At 71.3% G+C, this 18,133-nt stretch carries 12 protein-coding genes; 7 read left to right on the forward strand and 5 right to left on the reverse strand.

Translation table 11 applies throughout. The features are described from left to right. The 6 genes from ACFRMN_RS05630 to ACFRMN_RS05655 form a co-directional block, all read left to right on the forward strand. The coding region (locus ACFRMN_RS05630) for an SDR family NAD(P)-dependent oxidoreductase (RefSeq protein ID WP_383013666.1) at positions 1-1,651 on the forward strand (1,651 nt) is incomplete at its 5' end. Between the two features lie 5 nt (positions 1,652-1,656). Further along, on the forward strand, positions 1,657-6,216 hold the full coding sequence (locus ACFRMN_RS05635; RefSeq protein ID WP_383013669.1) for a beta-ketoacyl synthase N-terminal-like domain-containing protein: 4,560 nt from the start codon (positions 1,657-1,659) through the stop codon (positions 6,214-6,216). After that, positions 6,206-6,541: an acyl carrier protein gene (locus ACFRMN_RS05640; RefSeq protein ID WP_383013672.1), complete on the forward strand. Its 336-nt coding sequence runs from the start codon at positions 6,206-6,208 to the stop codon at positions 6,539-6,541. The genes ACFRMN_RS05635 and ACFRMN_RS05640 overlap by 11 nt, the downstream gene beginning before the upstream one ends. A 4-nt stretch (positions 6,542-6,545) precedes the next feature. Continuing rightward, the gene (locus ACFRMN_RS05645; protein ID WP_383013675.1) at positions 6,546-7,355 is read left to right on the forward strand and encodes an alpha/beta fold hydrolase; all 810 of its coding nucleotides are present in this window, start codon (positions 6,546-6,548) and stop codon (positions 7,353-7,355) included. After that, positions 7,352-8,542, forward strand: a complete 1,191-nt coding sequence (locus ACFRMN_RS05650) for a glycosyltransferase (protein ID WP_383013678.1) — start codon at positions 7,352-7,354, stop codon at positions 8,540-8,542. The genes ACFRMN_RS05645 and ACFRMN_RS05650 overlap by 4 nt, the downstream gene beginning before the upstream one ends. A 65-nt stretch (positions 8,543-8,607) precedes the next feature. After that, the gene (locus ACFRMN_RS05655; RefSeq protein ID WP_383013681.1) at positions 8,608-10,464 is read left to right on the forward strand and encodes an ABC transporter ATP-binding protein; all 1,857 of its coding nucleotides are present in this window, start codon (positions 8,608-8,610) and stop codon (positions 10,462-10,464) included. 89 nt (positions 10,465-10,553) lie between these two features. On the opposite strand, the gene ACFRMN_RS05660 is transcribed toward ACFRMN_RS05655, so the two are convergent. From ACFRMN_RS05660 to ACFRMN_RS05680, 5 genes are all read right to left on the reverse strand, one after another. Then, on the reverse strand, positions 10,554-11,354 hold the full coding sequence (locus ACFRMN_RS05660; RefSeq protein ID WP_383013684.1) for an SGNH/GDSL hydrolase family protein: 801 nt from the start codon (positions 11,352-11,354) through the stop codon (positions 10,554-10,556). A 75-nt stretch (positions 11,355-11,429) separates the two neighbouring features. Beyond that, positions 11,430-12,113, reverse strand: coding sequence for a 4'-phosphopantetheinyl transferase (locus ACFRMN_RS05665; RefSeq protein ID WP_383013687.1), 684 nt, complete (start codon positions 12,111-12,113; stop codon positions 11,430-11,432). Further along, a complete protein-coding gene (locus tag ACFRMN_RS05670; protein ID WP_383013690.1) occupies positions 12,110-12,958 on the reverse strand; it encodes a metallophosphoesterase family protein in 849 nt (282 codons plus the stop codon). Before ACFRMN_RS05670 ends, ACFRMN_RS05665 begins: the two co-directional genes overlap by 4 nt. Positions 12,959-13,047: 89 nt before the next feature. Further along, positions 13,048-14,907, reverse strand: coding sequence for an ABC transporter ATP-binding protein (locus ACFRMN_RS05675; RefSeq protein WP_383013692.1), 1,860 nt, complete (start codon positions 14,905-14,907; stop codon positions 13,048-13,050). Continuing rightward, on the reverse strand, positions 14,876-16,642 hold the full coding sequence (locus ACFRMN_RS05680; RefSeq protein WP_383013695.1) for an ABC transporter ATP-binding protein: 1,767 nt from the start codon (positions 16,640-16,642) through the stop codon (positions 14,876-14,878). The genes ACFRMN_RS05675 and ACFRMN_RS05680 overlap by 32 nt, the downstream gene beginning before the upstream one ends. A 275-nt stretch (positions 16,643-16,917) precedes the next feature. Between ACFRMN_RS05680 and ACFRMN_RS05685 the strand changes: the two genes are divergently transcribed. Next, the gene (locus tag ACFRMN_RS05685) at positions 16,918-17,949 is read left to right on the forward strand and encodes a GDP-mannose 4,6-dehydratase (protein WP_383013698.1); all 1,032 of its coding nucleotides are present in this window, start codon (positions 16,918-16,920) and stop codon (positions 17,947-17,949) included. Positions 17,950-18,133: the final 184 nt, after the last annotated feature.

Consider the following 18,133-nt stretch of genomic DNA (forward strand, 5'->3'; position numbering starts at 1 on the left):
GATCAAGCGGACGGAGATCGCGGGTGAGTTGGCGGTCAGGCTGGGGCTGCCGGTCGACGGCGGCGCGGAGTTGGACGGGCTGAGCGCGGCCCGTACCGCCGCCGGGATCGCCGGGCTGCTCACCACCCGGCTCGGCGGAGGGGAGACCTCCGGGACGAGTGGCGCCCAGAACGTACCCGCCGCACCCGAGACACCCGCCGGGCCCTCGGCCGAGATCGTGCCCCCGCAGCGGCTGGAGTTCACCGAGGCCCAACTGCCGCCGGTGACCGGGACCGTGGACAGCGGAAGCACGGTGCTGCTCCTGGGCGGCGGTGAGCTGGCCCCGGTGGTGGCCGACCGGCTGCGCGCGGCCGGCGCCGAACCCCGGCTCGTACCCGCCGGAGAGCTGCCGGAGACCGGCGCCGACGCCGTGCTCTATCTGGACGCCCTCGACGCGGCCGAGGCGCCGCTGCCCGAGGCCTTCCCGCTCTTCCAGACCGTGCTGGCCGGCGCCCCGCGCCGACTGCTCGCCGTCGAGCGCAGGACCGAGGGCGCGGCCAGCGGGCTGCGCGGCTTCTTCCGCAGCGTCGCCCGTGAGTACCCCGACCTCGCCGCGACCCTGGTCGAGGTGGCGCCCGGCGCGGCACCGGACGCGATCGCCGACGCACTGGTCACCGAACTCGCCGCCACGGAACGGGAGCCGGTCGTCCTGACCGACGGCGGCACCCGGCGCGCCCTGCGGCTGACCCTCACCGATCTGGGCGCGCTGGCCGCCACCGGCGCGGGCCCGGCCGGTGACGGGGTCGCGGAGGCCGAGGCGGCGGGGCTCGACCGGGACGCGGTCGTCCTGCTGGTCGGCGGAGCCCGCGGGATCACCGCGCGGTTCGCCCGTACGGTCGCCTCCGTCAGCCGGTGCCGGATCGAACTGATGGGCCGCACACCGGTCCCCGCCGACACCGAGGACCCGGCCACCGCCGGGGCCACGGACCGCGCCGGGCTGCGGGCGGTCTTCCTCGCCTCCGGGCTGACCTCGCCCGCCGAGGTCGAGCGCCGGGTGTCCGCCGCGCTCGCCGCGCGCGAGGTGCGGGACACGATCGCAGGACTGCGCGCCCTCGGCAGTCAGATCCGCTACCACTGCGTCGATGTGCTCGACGCGGAGGCCGTACGGGCCACGGTGAAGGACATCCACGCCGAGCACGGCAGGCTCGACGGTGTCGTCTACGCCGCCGGGGTCATCGAGGACAAGCTGATCGCCGAGAAGCCGGTCGAGTCGTTCCGCCGGGTGTTCTCCACCAAGGTGGGCGGGGCGCGCGCGGTGCTCGACGCGGTCGACTCGCTGCCCACCGGGCCGCGCTTCGCCGTCCTGTTCGGCAGCATCGCCGCCGCCCTCGGCAACCGTGGCCAGTCCGACTACGCCGCCGCCAACGACGCGCTGGAGGAGCTGGGGCGCCGCTGGTCCACCGCCGACCGGCGCGGGCTGACCGTCCACTGGGGACCCTGGGCCGCCGCCGAGACGAACGGCGGCATGGTCACCCCGGAGCTGATGCGCTCGTACGCGTCCCGTGGGATCAAGCTCATCGACCCGGAAGAGGGACCGCTGAGCCTGCTGCGTGAACTCGCCTGGGGCGCCCCCTCGGCGCACGCCGCGGTCTACACCGCCTCCGGCTGGTGACCGGGATGGATCCCCGGACGTCCGCGGGCACCGGAACACCGGTGGCCATCGTCGGGATGGCCGCGTTCTTCCCCGGCGCGCGGGACCTGGACAGCTACTGGCACAACATCGTCAACGGGGTCGACGCGATCAGCGACGTACCGGCCGACCGGTGGGACGGGGAGTTCTACGCGCCCGACGGGCCCCGGCGCAGCGACCGGGTGTACTGCCGGCGCGGCGGATTCGTCGACCAGGAAGCCGAGTTCGATGTCACGCGGTTCGGCATCATGCCCACCTCCGTGGCGGGCACCGAGCCCGATCAGCTGATCGCGCTGGATGTCGCGCACCGGTCCATCGAGGACGCCGGCGGGGACCCCGTACTCCCCGCCGACCGGCAGCGCGCCGGGATCGTCCTCGGCAGGGGCGGGTATCTGACACCCGGTCTGGTCCGGCTCGACCAGCGGGTGCGTACGGCCGGCCAGCTGGCCCGTACGCTCCGTGAGCTGGCGCCCGAGCTGGGCGAGGACAGGATCGAGGAGGTACGGGCGGCGTTCGCCGCGCAACTCGGCCCCGAGCAGCCGGAGTCGGCCATCGGGCTCGTGCCCAATCTGGCCGCCTCGCGCGTCGCCAACCGGCTCGATCTGCGCGGCCCCGCCTACACCGTGGACGCCGCCTGCGCCTCCTCGCTGGTGGCGGTCGACCACGCGGTCCGCGAACTGGCCGCCGGGCGTTGTGATGTCATGCTGGCCGGTGGTGTGCACCACTGCCACGACATCACCCTCTGGAGTGTGTTCAGCCAGCTCGGCGCGCTCTCGCCGAGCGAGCGGATCCGCCCGCTGCACGCGGGCGCCGACGGGGTGCTCATCGGTGAGGGCACCGGCGTCGTGGTGCTCAAGCGGCTCGCGGACGCCGAACGCGACGGCGACCGTGTGTACGCCGTGGTGTCCGGGACCGGAGTGGCCAGCGACGGCCGCTCCGCCAGCCTCTTCAACCCCGACCCCGGCGGCCAGATCCGCGCGGTACGGCAGGCGTGGGACGCGGCGGGGCTCGACCCGCGCGCGGCGGACGCCCTGGGACTGCTGGAGGCACATGGCACCGCGACCGTCGCCGGTGACCGCGCCGAACTGACCACGCTCGCCGAGGTGTTCGGCCCGGCCGTGGGCGAGCGGGCCGCCATCGGCTCGGTGAAGTCCATGATCGGGCACACCATGCCCGCCGCCGGGATCGCCGGGCTGATCAAGGCGGCGCTCGCGATCCACCACGGGGTGCTGCCCCCCACCCTGCACTGCGACGAGCCGAACCCGGCCCTGGACGGCACCCGGTTCGCCCCGCTCGCGAAGGCCAGGCCCTGGGCGGAGCCCGCGACCGGCGCCCCGCGCCGGGCGGGTGTCAACGCCTTCGGCTTCGGCGGCATCAACGCCCATGTCGTACTGGAGCAGCCGGCCACCGCCCCGTCCGCGCGGCAGGCCCGTACGACGGTGACCGAGCCCGAGCGGGTGCTGCGGCTCGCCGCGGCGAGCCAGGCGGAGCTGGCCGCGCTGCTGGCCGCCGACGACTCCACGGTCCTGGCGGCCGGGCTCGACGAGCGCGCCCCGGCGGCGGGAGCGGCGGCGGGCCCCGTACGGCTCGGGATCGTCGACCCGACCGCGCGCCGGCTGAAGCTGGCACGCAAGGCCGTCGGCAAGGGCACCGCCTGGCGCGGTCGCAGCGATGTGTGGTTCAGCCCGCGCCCGCTGCTCGGTCCGGCGGGCGGAGGGCGGACCGCGTTCGTCTTCCCGGGCCTCGAAGCGGAGTTCGAGCCCCAAGTGGCCGAACTGGCCGAGCGGTTCGGTCTCACGTGGTCGGCCGGCGAGGACGCCAGGGTCGGTGATGTGGGACGGCACGGAGCCGCGGTGTTCCAGCTCGGGCGCGTCCTCGACACCGCGCTGCGCAGGCTCGCCGTCGTGCCCGACGCGGTCGCCGGGCACAGCGTGGGGGAGTGGACCGCCATGGCCTGCGGCGGCATCCACGCCGCCGACGAGGTGGACACCTTCCTCGCGGGCTTCGACCCGGACGCGCTGCGCGTCCCCGGCGCGGTCTTCGCCGTGCTCGGCATGCCCGCCGACAAGGTGCTGGCCGAGCTGGGCGGGCGTACCGATGTGGTGCTCTCGCACGACAACGCGCCGAACCAGTCGATGATCTGCGGCCCGGAGGAGGCCGTCGGTGAACTGGTCCTGCGGTTCAGGGGCCAGGGGGTGATCGGGCAGGTGCTGCCGTTCCGGTCCGGCTTCCACACCCCGATGCTCGCGCCGTACCTCGATCCGATCCGGCGCGCGGCGGAGACGTACACCCTCCATCCCCAGACCACTCCGGTCTGGTCCGCGACGACCGCCGCGCTCTATCCGGCCGAACCGGCCGCCGTACGGGAGCTGTTCGTCCGGCATCTGCTCGAACCGGTGCGGTTCCGGCTCATGATCGCCGCGATGCACGAGGCGGGGTACCGCGCGTTCATCCAGCTGGGCGCCGGGCAGCTCGGCTCGCTCATCGACGACACCCTGGCGGGCAAGGACCGGCTCGTCGTCTCCGCGCACTCCACGGTCAGGGACAGTCTGGCGCAGCTGCGCCGGGTGGTCACCGCGCTCTGGGTGGACGGCGCCGCCCCCGACGTCGCCCCGCTGCTCGGGCCCCTGACCGCCACGGCGGCCCGTACGGCGACCACGTCCGCGCGGCCGGCCCGGGCCGGGGTGCGGCTGGATCTCGGCGGGGCGCTCGTGTCCCTGCCCGAGCGGACCAGGAAGGCGCTGACCGGGATCGTGCCCCGGCCCGTCACCCCCGTCACCCCCGCCGCCTCGCCCGCGCTCGCCGTCGCCGACGGCGGGGCGCTGGAACTGCTCGGCCGGGCCGGCGCGCGGTTCCCGGTGGCCGCCGAACTCTCCGCGCTGCTGAACGACACCGCGGCCCTCGCGAACGAACTCATCGGCGCGGGTGCCACGCAGCGGCGCCACGCACCGGCCCGCCGGGGACCCTCGACGGGCACGCCCGCCCCCGCCCCCGCTCCGGCCGTGGCGCCGGTCCCCGAGGTGCTGCGGGTGGACGTCGCCACGATGCCGTATCTGCTCGACCACTGCTTCTTCCGGCAGCGGCCCGGCTGGCCAGACGAGGCCGACCGCTGGCCGATCGTGCCCGCCACCACGGTCATCGGCCATCTCATGGAGATCGCCGAACGCGCCGTGCCCGGAACGCGGGCCATCGCCGTGCACGAGGTGCGGCTGCTGAAGTGGATCGAGGCCATGCCGTCCGTCGACGTACCGGTGGTGGTACGGCGGCAGGCGCCCGACCGGGTCGAGGTGAGCCTGACCGGCTACTCCCGGGCAGTGGTCGAACTGGCCTCGCGCCATACGGAGGCGCCCGCGCCGTGGCCGGTGGACCCGGCCGCCGAGCGCGCCCCCGGGCTGCGGGCCGAACAGCTGTACAGCGAACGGTGGATGTTCCACGGGCCGCGCTTCCAGGGCGTCAGCGAACTGACCGCCCTCGGGGATCTGTCGGTACGGGGCGTCATCACCGCGCCGGACGCCCCCGGCGCCCTCCTCGACAACGTCGGACAGCTCCTCGGCTACTGGATCATGGCGACGCTCACCGAGCGCACCACGGTCTTCCCGATCGGGATGGAGCTGATCCGCTTCCACGGGCCGGAACCGAAGCCGGGAGAGCGGCTGGACTGTCTGATCCGGATCACCGAGGTCACCGACCTCACCCTCACCGCGGACATGCAACTGGTCCACGAGGGCAGGGTCTGGGCGGAGTTCACCGGCTGGCAGGACCGGAGGTTCGACACCGACCCCAACATCCGCGCGGTGGACCGCTTCCCGGGCCGCAACACCCTCTCCACGGCCGAGCCCGAGGGCTGGACGAAGGTGCACGAGCGCTGGCCCGACCTGGCCACCCGCGAGCTGATCATGCGCAATATGCTCGGCGGCGCCGAACGCGCCGGCTATGACGCGTTGCAGCCCGTCCGCCGCCGTCAGTGGCTGCTCGGCAGGGTCGCCGCCAAGGACGCGGTCCGCGGACTGCTGTGGCGTGAGGGCGCGGACGAGATCTATCCGGCCGAGATCGCCGTGCGCAACGACGACACGGGGCGTCCGCTCGCCCACGGGGTGCACGGACGCGTCCTCGGCGAGCTGACGGTGTCGATCGCGCACTGCCGGGAGACCGGTGTGGCCATCGCCCGGCGCGGATCGTGCGGGATCGACGTCGAGGAGATCACCGACCGGCCGAGGTCCGCCGTCGAGATGGCCTGCGACCGCGGCGAACTGGCCCTGCTGGACCGGCTGGTGGCCGCGGCCCCGGACAGCGGGCCCGGCTGGTTCACCCGGTTCTGGACGGCCAAGGAGGCCGTCGCCAAGGCACGCGGTACCGGCCTGCGCGGCAGGCCCGCCGACTACCGCGTGGTGGCGGCGGACGCGGAGCGGCTGCGTGTGGTGACCGAGGGCCGGGCGTACGAGGTGAGTGTGCGGCAGGTGGCCAATCCACCGGGACTGCCCGAGCGGCGGTACATCGTCGCCTGGACGACCGATGACAACGAGACAGGAGACTCTGATGAGCACTGAGGCGATCGGGATCATGACCACGGAGCCGCTGGACACCGATGATGCCGCTGTGCTGGCGGACATCACCCGGATGCTGCGCGAACTGCTGGAGGAGGACGGTCTCGACGACGCCGAGATCAGCCGGGAGACCACCTTCCACGACGATCTCGAACTGGAGAGCATCGATCTGGTGACGCTCGCCGGCATCCTGCGCGAGCACTACGGGGACCGGGTCAACCTCGCTCTGTTCATCGCCGATCTGGAACTCGACGAGATCATCGCCCTCACCGTCGGCGAGCTGGCCGACTATGTCGCGGCGTCGCTGCGCCCCACCGGGCAGGGCTGAACCGATGACGAAGATACGTACCGGCGAGATCACCACGCATGTGCAGCGGCTCCCCGCCGCCGACCGGCCCGCCGACGGCGCTGAACCGCCCGTTGTCGTGTTCGTGCACGGTCTGCTCACCGACAGCCTGGCCAGCTACTACTTCACCCTGGGCCCGGCCTTCGCCGCCGCGGGCCTCGACGTGATCATGTACGACCTGCGCGGCCACGGCCGCAGCGACCGGCCGGCCACCGGCTACCGTCTTGAGTCCTTCGTCGCCGACCTCGCCGGGCTGCTCGACGCGCTGGGCGAGACCCGCCGGGTGCATGTCGTCGGCAACTCCTTCGGCGGTACGGTGGCCGCCGCGCTCGCCGCGTGGCACCCCGACCGGGTCGCCACGGTCACCATGATCGAGTCCGAGCCGCCGGTCGCGGAGTGGACCCGGCACATGGCCGACGGACTCGCGGACGCCAAGAGCCAGCTCGCCCGCGAGGATGTCATCGGCTGGATCTCCGCCCATCACGGCGCGCACACCGCCCGGCTCTCCCGGGGCGCCGGCCGTATCCTGCGGGTCACCACACTCGCCGAGGACATCCCCGCCGGACGCGTCATCGACGACGATCTCTCCGCGCTCGGCTGCCCGGTCCTGGCCATCTTCGGCGACGAGTCCGGTCTGAGCGCCCAAGTCGACTCCCTGGAAGCCAAGTTGGTGTCCTGCCGCACCGTGGTCCTGGCCGAGCAGGGCCACTCCGTACTGGTGGAGCGGACCGAGGAGACCCGGGACCTGATCCTGGAGTGGGTACGGGAACACACCCTCGCCGGGGCGGTGCGGTGACCCGCTTCCTGCTCGTCGTCCCACCACTGGTCGGGCATGTCAACCCGCTGGTCGGGGTGGCCGGTGAACTCGCCGGGCGGGGGCACCAGGTGGCGTGGGCGGGCCAGGCCGACCAGATCCGCCGGCTCGCCGGCCCGGACACCACGGCCCTCGACTGCCCGATGCCGGAGAACGGACTGGTCAGGCCGCCGGAGCTGACCGGACCCGCCGCCTTCCGGTTCCTGTGGGAGGAGTTCTTCGTCCCGCTGGCCGACCGGATGGCGCCCGGGGTGGAGGCCGCCATCGACACGTTCCGCCCGGATGTCGTCCTCGGCGACCAGCACGCCGTCGCGGGCGCGCTGATCGCGGAGCGCAGGGGCATCCCCTATGTCACGTCAGCGACCACCTCCGCCGAACTCATCGACCCGCTGGCCGGGATGCCCAAGGTGGCCGCCTGGCTCGGCGAGCTGCTGGGCGCGCTGCGCGGGCGCATCGGTGACCCGGCGAGCACGGCCGACCCGCGGTTCTCCCCGTACGGTGTCATCGCCTTCACCGGGCGCGAACTGCTCGGTGACGCGCCGCTGCCCTGGGAGCGTACGCATCTGGTCGGACCGGCCATCGCCCCGCGCGCCGACCGCTCCGACTTCCCGTGGGAAGAGCTGGATCCGGGGCGCCCCATCGTGCTCGTCTCTCTCGGCACGGCCAACGCGGACGCGGGCGGCCGGTTCCTGACGGAGGCCGTCACCGCCCTCGACGGGCTCGGGGACGCGGTACAGGGCGTCGTGGTCGACCCCGGCCGTACGCTCTCCACGGTGCCGCCGGGAGTCCTCGTACGCGCCCACGTACCCCAACTCGATCTGCTGGCACGGGCCGACGCCGTCGTCTGCCACGCCGGACACAACACCGTGTGCGAGTCGCTCTGGCACGGGCTGCCGCTCGTACTCGCCCCCATCCGCGACGACCAGCCCATCGTCGCGCAACAGGTGGTCGACGCGGGCGCGGGGGTACGGGTCCGCTTCAACCGGGTGAACGCCGCCCGGCTGGCCACGGCCGTCGGAACCGTACTGGACAGCGCCTCCGGCCACCGCGCGGCGGCCGAGGCGATCGGCCGGTCCTTCCGCGCGGCGGGCGGCCATGTCACCGCCGCCGACCATCTGGAGCGGATCGCCGCGCGGCCCGCGCCCGCGCCCGTCCCCGCGACCCACTGAACACCCCGCCCCCCACCGGCGAACACCGGCGAACACCCCTCCCGACCAGCGAACCCGGACCCCCCATGACAACGGTTTCCGCTCCTCCCGCGACGGCTGAGACCCCTTGGCCACCCGCGCCGGCCCAGACCCCCGAGCCACCCGCGACGCCCCCGCTGCGCGTACTGCTGCGCTACGCCCGCCCGCACCGGACGGTGCTGCTCGCCACCCTGCTCCTCGTGCTGGCCGCCAGCGCCGCCGGACTCGTACAGCCGCTGGTGGCCCAGCACGTACTGGATGGACTGAGCGACGGGCGCGGGGTGCTCGGGCCCGTGCTCGTGCTGGCCGCGCTCGTCGTCCTGGGCGCCGGGCTCACCGGACTCCAGTCCTGGTGGCAGCAGCGCACCTCGGAACGGGTGGTCCGGCAGATCCGCCGCGACCTGGTGTTCCGGCTGATACGGCTGCGCGTACCCGAGCTGGACCGCCGTCCTCCGGGCGATCTCATCTCCCGTGTCACCTCCGACAGTGCCCTCGTCCAGAACGCCGCCACCGAAGGGCTGGTGATGGTCTCCAACGGAGTCCTCAGCATCCTCGGAGCGGTGGTCCTGATGGGCGTGGTGCATCTGGGACTGCTCGGGGTCACCGCCGCCGTGCTGATCGCCGTCGCGCTGGTGATGGTGCTCGTCCTGCCCCGGATCCGTGAAGCGGTCGCCCGCGCGCAGGAGTCGGTCGGCGCGGTGGGCGCCGCGCTCGACCGTACGCTCGGCGCCGCCAGGACCGTGAAGGCCAACGGCGCCGAGGGCAGGGAGACCGAACGCGCCGGAGAGGCCATCGAGGGCGCCTACCGCGCCGGACTGGCCGGCGCGCGCTATGTCGCGCTGGTGAAGGTCCTCTCCGGGGTGTCCATCCAGGCGGCGTTCCTCGCGGTGCTCGGCGTGGGCGGCGCGCTGGTGGCCTCCGGCGGCCTCGAAGCCTCCGCCCTGATCGCCTTCCTGCTGTACGTGTTCTATCTGGCGAGCCCGGTCGGCTCACTGGTCGCCGGGCTGAGCATGCTGCAACAGGGGCTCGGCGCCGTCGGCCGTATCGAGCAGGTCAAGCACATGCCGGTCGAGGACGATGTGGACGACCCGCGCGAACCGCTGGGCCCGGTCGCCGTGGCCGCGCCCGGCGCGCCGCCGGTCGAGTTCCGGGACGTACGGTTCTCCTACCCCGGCCGCGCACCCGCCCTGCGCGGTATCTCCTACACCGTCGCCGGCGGCACCCAGACCGCGCTGGTCGGACTCTCCGGCGCGGGCAAGACCACGATGTTCGCCCTGCTCCAGCGCTTCCACGAACCGGCCGCGGGACAGATCCTGATCGACGGCGTCGACATCGCCACCCTGCCCCGGGCGGAGGTGCGCAGGCGCATCGCCTACGTGGAGCAGGAATCGCCGGTGATGGCCGGCACCATCGAGGACAATCTGCGCTACGCCGCGACCGGCGCGTCGGACGAGGACATCACGGAGGTCCTGCGGCTCACCCGGCTCGACACCCTGATCGACCGGCTGCCCGACGGACTGCGCACCGAGGTCGGCAACCGCGGCGTCACCCTGTCGGGCGGCGAGCGGCAGCGGCTGGCCATCGCGCGTGCGCTGCTGCGCCGGCCCGAGGTGCTGCTCCTTGACGAGGCCACCGCCCAGCTCGACGCGAGCAACGAACGGGCGCTGCGGGAAGCGGTCGACCAGGCGGCCAGGCGCTGCACCGTGATCCTGATCGCGCACCGGCTGTCCACCGTGACCGGGGCCGACCAGATCGTGGTCCTCGAACACGGTCTGGTGCGGGCCGCGGGAACCCACGCGGAGCTGGTCGAGGCCGATGTCCTCTATCGCGAACTCGCCTCCTCCCAGATGCTGGTGAGCGAAGGCAATGAGGACATCGGCGCATTGAGCGACGTGCCGCGCTGACAAAGGGATACGGCAGTGGGGGCGTTCCGCCGAATGAAACGGAACGCCCCCACTTATTCAATCCGTAGGCCGGTCGGCCGATCGCTCCGTCAGCCGGTGAGGGCGTTCAGAGCGGCCAGATAACCATCGCGGTGGCCCGCGGTGTTCGGGTGGTAGGACTCGTTGAGCTTGTCCCATTCCAGGCTGGTGACCCAGGTGGAACTGGATGAGCAGATCGTGTGCGGGTCGAATACCGGCCGGGCGTCCAGGAATTCGAAACCGGCGGCCGCCGCACGGGAGGACATGACGGCGGCCAGGGTGTCGGCCGCGGAGTTCAGCGCGGTACGTTCGGTGTCGCTCAGTCCGAAAATGCCGCAGGAACCCCCGATGGTGTAGAGCCGGGGATAGCCGACGACGATGACTCTCGCGTTGGGCGCGGCGGCACGCACCGCGCCGTAGGTCTGCGCGAGCGCCGGGGACAGAATCGACTCGGCCGCCTGCTTGGCCGCCGCGACCCCGTTGAGGCAGTCCCGGTCATCGATGGTGAGGACGCAGTTGGTCAGTACGTCGACGAAGCCGACGTCATTGCCGCCGACCTGCACCGTCACCAGTGTGGTGTCCGCGGTGAGCCGCGGTATCTGGGAGTTGATCACCTCGGTGGTGGTCGCACCCGAGCACGACGCCTCGACGAACGCCACGGAGCTGTGCTGAGCCGCCCACAGTCGCGGGTAGGTCAGCGGGCCGCGGCGGCACGCGTCGTTGGGGTCGTCGTAGGTACGGGTGCCGGGAGCGACCGCGTACGAGTCACCCAGCGCCACGTACTTACCCTCGGCCGCGTAGGCCGAGGGTGAGATCGTGACCGCGGCGACGATTGCCAGAAAGACGGCGAACAGTGCCTTTATTGAACGCACGGAGATACTTCTCCAGGAGTGGGGGGACAAGGACCCCACTTGGATAGCAGTTCACGGCGGCCGGCGACGACGGGTTCAATGAAAAACTGATGACGTTTCATCTGCCACATGGATCGCGGTGGCCACCAGGCCCCGTTCCGCGATCCAGCGGCCCTGGAATTCACCGATATGACGGCCATTCACGAAGGGGCCCGGTACCAGAAGCCTTGCCTGAAAGGTCCGTTCGACCGGATCGATGTCGATTTCCGCCTCGGAGAAGTCGAGTTCGCGCCCGGTGAGCGGATACCACACCTTGAAAACGCTCTCCTTGGCGCTGAAAATCAGCCGGTCATAGCTGACCCCGGGGTGACGCTCGGTCAGCGACGCGATGTGAGTCCGCTCGGCCGGCAGCGCGATGACATCCAGCACACCCTCGGGCAGCGGAGCGTCGGGCTCCGCGTCGATGCCGAGGGCCGTCGTCTCCCCGGACCTGGCCACCACCGCGGCGCGGTAGCCGTCGCAGTGCGTCATGCTCCCGACGATGCCTTCCGGCCACTGGGGCGCCCCGCGCCGGTTGGGCAGCAGCGGTACAGGCCGCTGCCCGAGACGGAGCATCGCGCGCCGGGCCAGGAACCGTACGGTGGCGAACTCCCGCTGCCGCTTGGGGACCGCGTTCGCCACCAGCGCCTTCTCCTGCGGGAACAGCTCTTCGCCCGGCTCGCGCCCGTCGTCGTACGCCGCCTCGGCGGCGACCGCCGCGGGCAGCACCTCCCCGATCACCGGGCGGCCTGTCCGGCCGGCTCGGGCAGGATCTGGCGCAACGGCTTCCGGGGTGGGCGTTTGCGCCACTCGCGCGGATAGCCGATCGACACCTCCTCGAAGCGCACCCCGTCGTGCCAGGTGACCCGGGGGATGTGCAGATGGCCGTAGACCACGGCGGCGGCACGGAAGCGCACATGCCAGTCGGCGGTCAGTTCCGTACCGCACCACTGCGCGAACTCGGGGTAGTGCAGGATGCGGGTGGGGTCACGGACCAGCGGGAAGTGATTGACGAGGACGGTACGCAGGGACGGATCGACGGCCGACAGCCGGCGCTCGGTCTCCTCGACCCGCGACCAGCACCAGGCGTCCCGGCCCGCGAACGGGTCGGGGTGCAGGAAGTACTCGTCGGAGCAGACCACGCCCGCCTCGTGGGCCAGCCGCAGTGACTCCTCCGTCGTGGTGGCTCCGGGCGCCCGGAACGAGTAGTCGTAGAGCACGAACAGCGGAGCGATCGCCACCGGCCCCCCGGCGCCCCGCCAGACGGGATAGGGGTCCTCCGGGGTGGCGATGCCCAGCCCCCGGCACAGCTCCACCAGATGGAGATAGCGCTTCTCGCCCTGCAGATCGCACGGATCCTGCGGATGGGTCCACAGCTCGTGATTGCCCGGGGCCCAGATCACCTTCGAGAACCGCTCGCTGAGCAGCCTCAGCGCCCACTCGATATCGGTGTACTTCTCGGCGACATCACCCGCGACGATCAGCCAGTCGTCGTCCGAGGCCGGGCGCAGTTCCTCGACCAGCGCGCGGTTCTCGTCATACACGACATGCAGATCGCTGACGGCGAGGAGTTTTCCGTCGGGCACAATACCGTCCTTATCGGTCGGGCTCGAACGCCGGTGGTCGGACCGGTGCGCTGACCCTTCGAGATTACGCGGAAGCGGGCGGCGACGCGTCAGCCACCGGCAACCAGCCGCTCGCCGTCCGCGGCCGGCCGGGGGGAGCCATGGGCGCGGGCGGCGTGCAGCCGCGCGTAGGCGCCCTGTACGCAGATCAGTTCGTCATGGGTGCCGCGCTCGACGATCCGCCCCGACTCCATGACCACGATGACATCGGCGTCGCGGATGGTGGACAGCCGGTGCGCGATGACGAAGCTGGTCCTGCCCGCGCGCAGGGTGTTCATCGCGCGCTGGATCAGCACTTCGGTACGGGTGTCGACGGAGCTCGTCGCCTCGTCGAGGACCAGCACGGCGGGCCGGGCGAGAAACGCCCTGGCGACCGTGATCAGCTGCTTCTCGCCCGCGCTCACGCCGGCCGACTCGTCGTCCAGCACGGTGTCGTAGCCGTCCGGCAGGGTACGGATGAAGCGGTCCGCGCAGGTGGCGCGGGCCGCCGCGACGATCTCCTCACGGGTGGCCCCGGCCTGGCCGTACGCGATGTTCTCGGCGATCGTGCCGCCGAACAGCCAGGTGTCCTGGAGCACCAGACCGAACTGCGCGCGCAGATCGTCGCGGGTCATCGCCGCGATGTCCGTGCCGTCGAGCAGGATCCGGCCCTCGTCGACCTCGTAGAACCGCATGAGGAGATTGCCCAGCGTGGTCTTGCCGGCCCCGGTCGGGCCGACGATCGCCACCGTACTGCCGGGCTCCACGGTCAGGGAGAGATCATCGATCAGCGGGGTCTCGGGGGAGTAGCGGAAGCCGACGCGGTCGAACTCCACCCGTCCGGTGACCCGTTCCGGCCGGACGGGGTGCTTCGGGTCGGGGCCCTGTTCCTCGGCGTCGAGCAGGGTGAAGACCCGCGCGGCGGAGGCGATCCCGGACTGGAGACGGCCCGCCACACTGGCGACCTGCACGATCGGCTGGCTGAACTGCCGGGAGTACAGGATGAACGCCTGTACGTCCCCGAGCGTCAGCGCCCCGCTCACCACCTTCCAGGCGCCCACCACCGCCACCACCACATAGCCGAGGTTGGCGATGAACATCATGGCGGGCTCGATGGTGCCCGAGATGAACTGGGCCCTGGCGCCCGCCCGGTACAGCGCCTCGTTGTGCGCGTCGAACTGCCGCTCGGCCTGCTCGCGCCGACCGAAGCCCTTGATCAGCGAGTGGCCCGTGTAGACCTCCTCGACCCGCGCGTTCATCGAGCCGGTGGCGGCCCACTGCTCCGTGAACCGGGGCTGGGAGCGCTTGCCTATCCACGCGGCGAGCACCCCCGACACCGGCACGCTCGCCAGCATGATCAGCGCCAGGGACGGCGAGATCACCAGCATCAGGATGAGCATGGTGATGATGGAGAAGACCGAGGTGATCAATTCGGCGAGGGTCTGCTGAAGGGTCCCCTGGAGATTGTCGACGTCGTTGGTCGTACGGCTCAGCACCTCGCCCGCCGGATTGCGGTCGAAGTAGCGCAGCGGCAGCCGTCCGAGCTTCTCCTCCGCCCGCTCCCGCAGATCGAAGACCACGCGCTGGACGACGGCCGCGACCAGCCGGCCCTGCGCCAGCATGAACAGCGACGCCGCGACGTACAGCACGAGCAGGAGCAGCAGTACGCGCCCCACCGCGCCGAAGTCGACGCCTCCGGTGGCGGCCCCCGTGACCCCCGGCGACGCGTCGCCGGATCCGTCGAGCAGACCGTCCACGATCAGGTCGGTGGCCTTGCCGAGCAGGAGCGGACCGAACGCGTTGAGCGTGATCCCGCCGATACCCACCAGCAGGGCGACGGCGATCCGGGGCCGGTGCGGCCGGAGCAGGCCGAGAAGCCGGCGGCCCGGCCCGCGGGGCTCAGTTGGGCTGGGGCTGGCCGGCGAGACCATGAACGGTCTCCTCCTCGGTGAGCTGGGAGTGGGCGATCTCGCGGTAGGTGGCGCTGTCGCGCAGCAGTTCGTCATGGGTGCCGGTGCCGACCACGCGTCCGCCGTCCAGGACGACCATGCGATCGGCGTATCGGACGGTGGCGACCCGCTGGGCGACCGTGATCACGGTCGACCGCGCGATCTCCGGTGCCATCGCGGCGCGCAGCGCGGCGTCCGTGGCGTAGTCGAGCGCGGAGAAGCAGTCGTCGAAGAGATAGACGGCGGGCCGGCGCAGCAGCGTGCGCGCGATGGCGAGCCGCTGGCGCTGGCCGCCCGAGACATTCGTGCCGCCCTGGGAGATCTCGGCGTCGAGTCCGCCGGGCATGCGCGTGACGAACTCGGCGGCCTGCGCGATCCGCAGAGCGTGCCACAACTCGTCGTCGGTGGCGTCCGGGTTCCCGAAGCGGAGGTTGGTCGCGACCGTCCCGGAGAACAGATACGGCTTCTGCGGTACGAAGCCGACGGCCCGGCTGAGGACATCGGGGTCCAGCCGCCGTACGTCGACGCCGTTGACCCGTACCGAACCCTCCGTGACGTCGAACAGCCGCAGGACGAGGTTGAGCAGCGTCGTCTTGCCGCTGCCGGTGGAGCCGAGGATCGCCACGCTCTCCCCGGGGCCCGCGGTCAGATCGATGCCCTGGAGCACCGGCTTCTCGGCGCCCGGATAGCGGAACTCCGCGCCGCGCAGCTCCAGTTGGCCGATGGCGTCCGACGCGGCCGGTACCGGCTCGGACGGCGGGGTGACACTCGTCGGCGTCGCCAGGATCTCCTGGATACGCGCGGCGGACACCTTCGCGCGCGGCACCGACAGGAACACGAACGCGACCATCACCACCGACATGAGTATCAGCGAGAGATAGCTGAGGAAGGCGCTGAGCGCGCCGATCCGCATCGCCCCGCTGTCGATCCGGTGGGCGCCGACCCAGAGGATGGCGACCATGAACCCGTTCATGAGCAGCAGCACCACGGGCAGCATCGACGCGATGAGCCGTCCGACCCGCCGCGAGACCTCGTACAGCTCCGTGCTCGTACGGGCGAACCGCTCGCGCTCGTAGCCGTCCCGTACGAAGGAACGCACCACGCGCACGCCGGTGATCTGCTCGCGCAGCAGCCGGCCGAGCCGGTCGAGATACGTCTGCATCCGCTCGTAGAACACCCCCATCCGGGCCAGCAGCAGCCCGAACGCGACGGCGACGACCGCGACGAGGACCACCAGGATCAGCGCCAGCGGAACGTCCTGCTGAAGCGCCAGTACGACGCTCCCCAGACACATCAGGGGCGCGGCCACCACGATGCCGAAGCCCGACTGCGCCAGCGTCTGCACCTGCTGCACATCGTTGACCGTCCGGGTCAGCAGCGACGGCGTACCGAAGCGGCTCACCTCACGGGCGGAGAAGTCGAGCACCCGGCGGAAGACGACACGGCGGATGTCGCGTCCCATCGCCATCGCGGTACGGGAGGCCAGGGACACCGCGCCGATCGCCGCGGCGACCTGGACGAGGGCCAGCGCGACCATGACCGCTCCGAGCCGCGAGATATAGCCGCTGTCCCGGGCGACGACACCGTTGTCGATCAGGGCGGCGCCGAGCGTCGGCAGCAGCAGTGTGCCGAGGATCTGGATCAGTTGCAGGAGGACCAGCAGGGCAGCGGCTCGCCGGTACGGGCTCACATGGGTACGCAGAAGTCTGAACAGCACGGAAAGACGCTCCGGTTGACAGAGCCGGCCCGAACGCCGACGCACACAGTGCACCGCATCGCGGTCCCGAAAATTACTAGTGTTCCGCCTGTTCGCGCCTTCCCCGCTCCGCTCCGACTCGGGAATTCCCTAGTAAGCACGGGTTTTCTTGACACCGTGGTCGGAGGCTTGCGAGCGTGCCGATGTCTATCGTCCGGACAGAAGCGTATTCGATGCAAGGTCGTCGACCGAGCTCTGCGTTTGGGCGGTCTCTCCGTGGTCGAGAAGGGGTTGGTATGACCAAGCGTGCGCTGATCACCGGAATTACCGGGCAGGACGGTTCCTATCTGGCCGAGCATCTCCTGTCACAGGGCTACCAGGTTTGGGGATTGATCCGAGGACAGGCCAACCCGCGAAAGTCCCGGGTCAGCCGTCTCGTCTCCGAACTCTCGTTCGTGGACGGCGACCTGATGGACCAGGGCAGCCTGGTCTCCGCCGTCGACACCGTGCAGCCGGACGAGGTGTACAACCTCGGCGCGATCTCGTTCGTGCCGATGTCCTGGCAGCAGGCCGAACTCGTCACCGAGGTCAATGGCATGGGCGTGCTCCGCGTCCTGGAGGCCATCCGGATGGTGAGCGGCCTGAACAGCTCGCGCACCGCCGGAAACGGCCAGATCCGCTTCTACCAGGCGTCGTCCTCGGAGATGTTCGGCAAGGCCGCCGAGACTCCGCAGCGTGAGACGACGCTGTTCCACCCGCGCAGCCCGTACGGCGCCGCCAAGGCGTACGGGCACTTCATCACCCGCAACTACCGTGAGTCCTTCGGGATGTACGCCGTCTCCGGGATGCTCTTCAACCATGAATCCCCGCGCCGCGGCTCGGAGTTCGTGACCCGGAAGATCTCCCTCGCCGTCGCCAGGATCAAACTCGGACTCCAGGACAAGCTGCACCTCGGAAACCTCGACGCGGTACGTGACTGGGGCTTCGCCGGCGACTATGTGCGCGCGATGCACCTCATGCTCCAGCCCGATGAGCCGGACGACTACGTGGTGGGCAGCGGCACCATGCACTCGGTACGGGACGCGGTGCGCATCGCCTTCGAACACGTGGGCCTGGACTGGCAGGACTACGTCGTCATCGACCCCGAGCTGGTCCGCCCCGCGGAGGTGGAGATCCTCTGCGCGGACAGCTCGCACGCCCGTACCAAGCTGGGCTGGAAGCCCAGCGTCGACTTCCCCGAACTGATGCACATGATGGTCGACGCCGACCTGAATCAGGTCTCCAGGGAACACGAATACGGGGACCTTCTGCTGGCCTCCAACTGGTAGTGGAACGAGGGACCGCGGAGGACTAGGGAATTCCCGTAGCGGTCCGTACGACACTCGCCACATGGCTTCCCGCTAAATGGCTGCGAAGCCATGTGGCTTTCTATTTTTCGCATTGCACGGCGAGCGCGAGATGCCCCGCGTGATTCATGTTCGGCCGCTGGCTGTCGAGATGGGTTGAGTTGAG

The sequence above is a fragment of the Streptomyces sp. NPDC056835 genome, assembly GCF_042789485.1.
Lineage (GTDB): Bacteria > Actinomycetota > Actinomycetes > Streptomycetales > Streptomycetaceae > Streptomyces.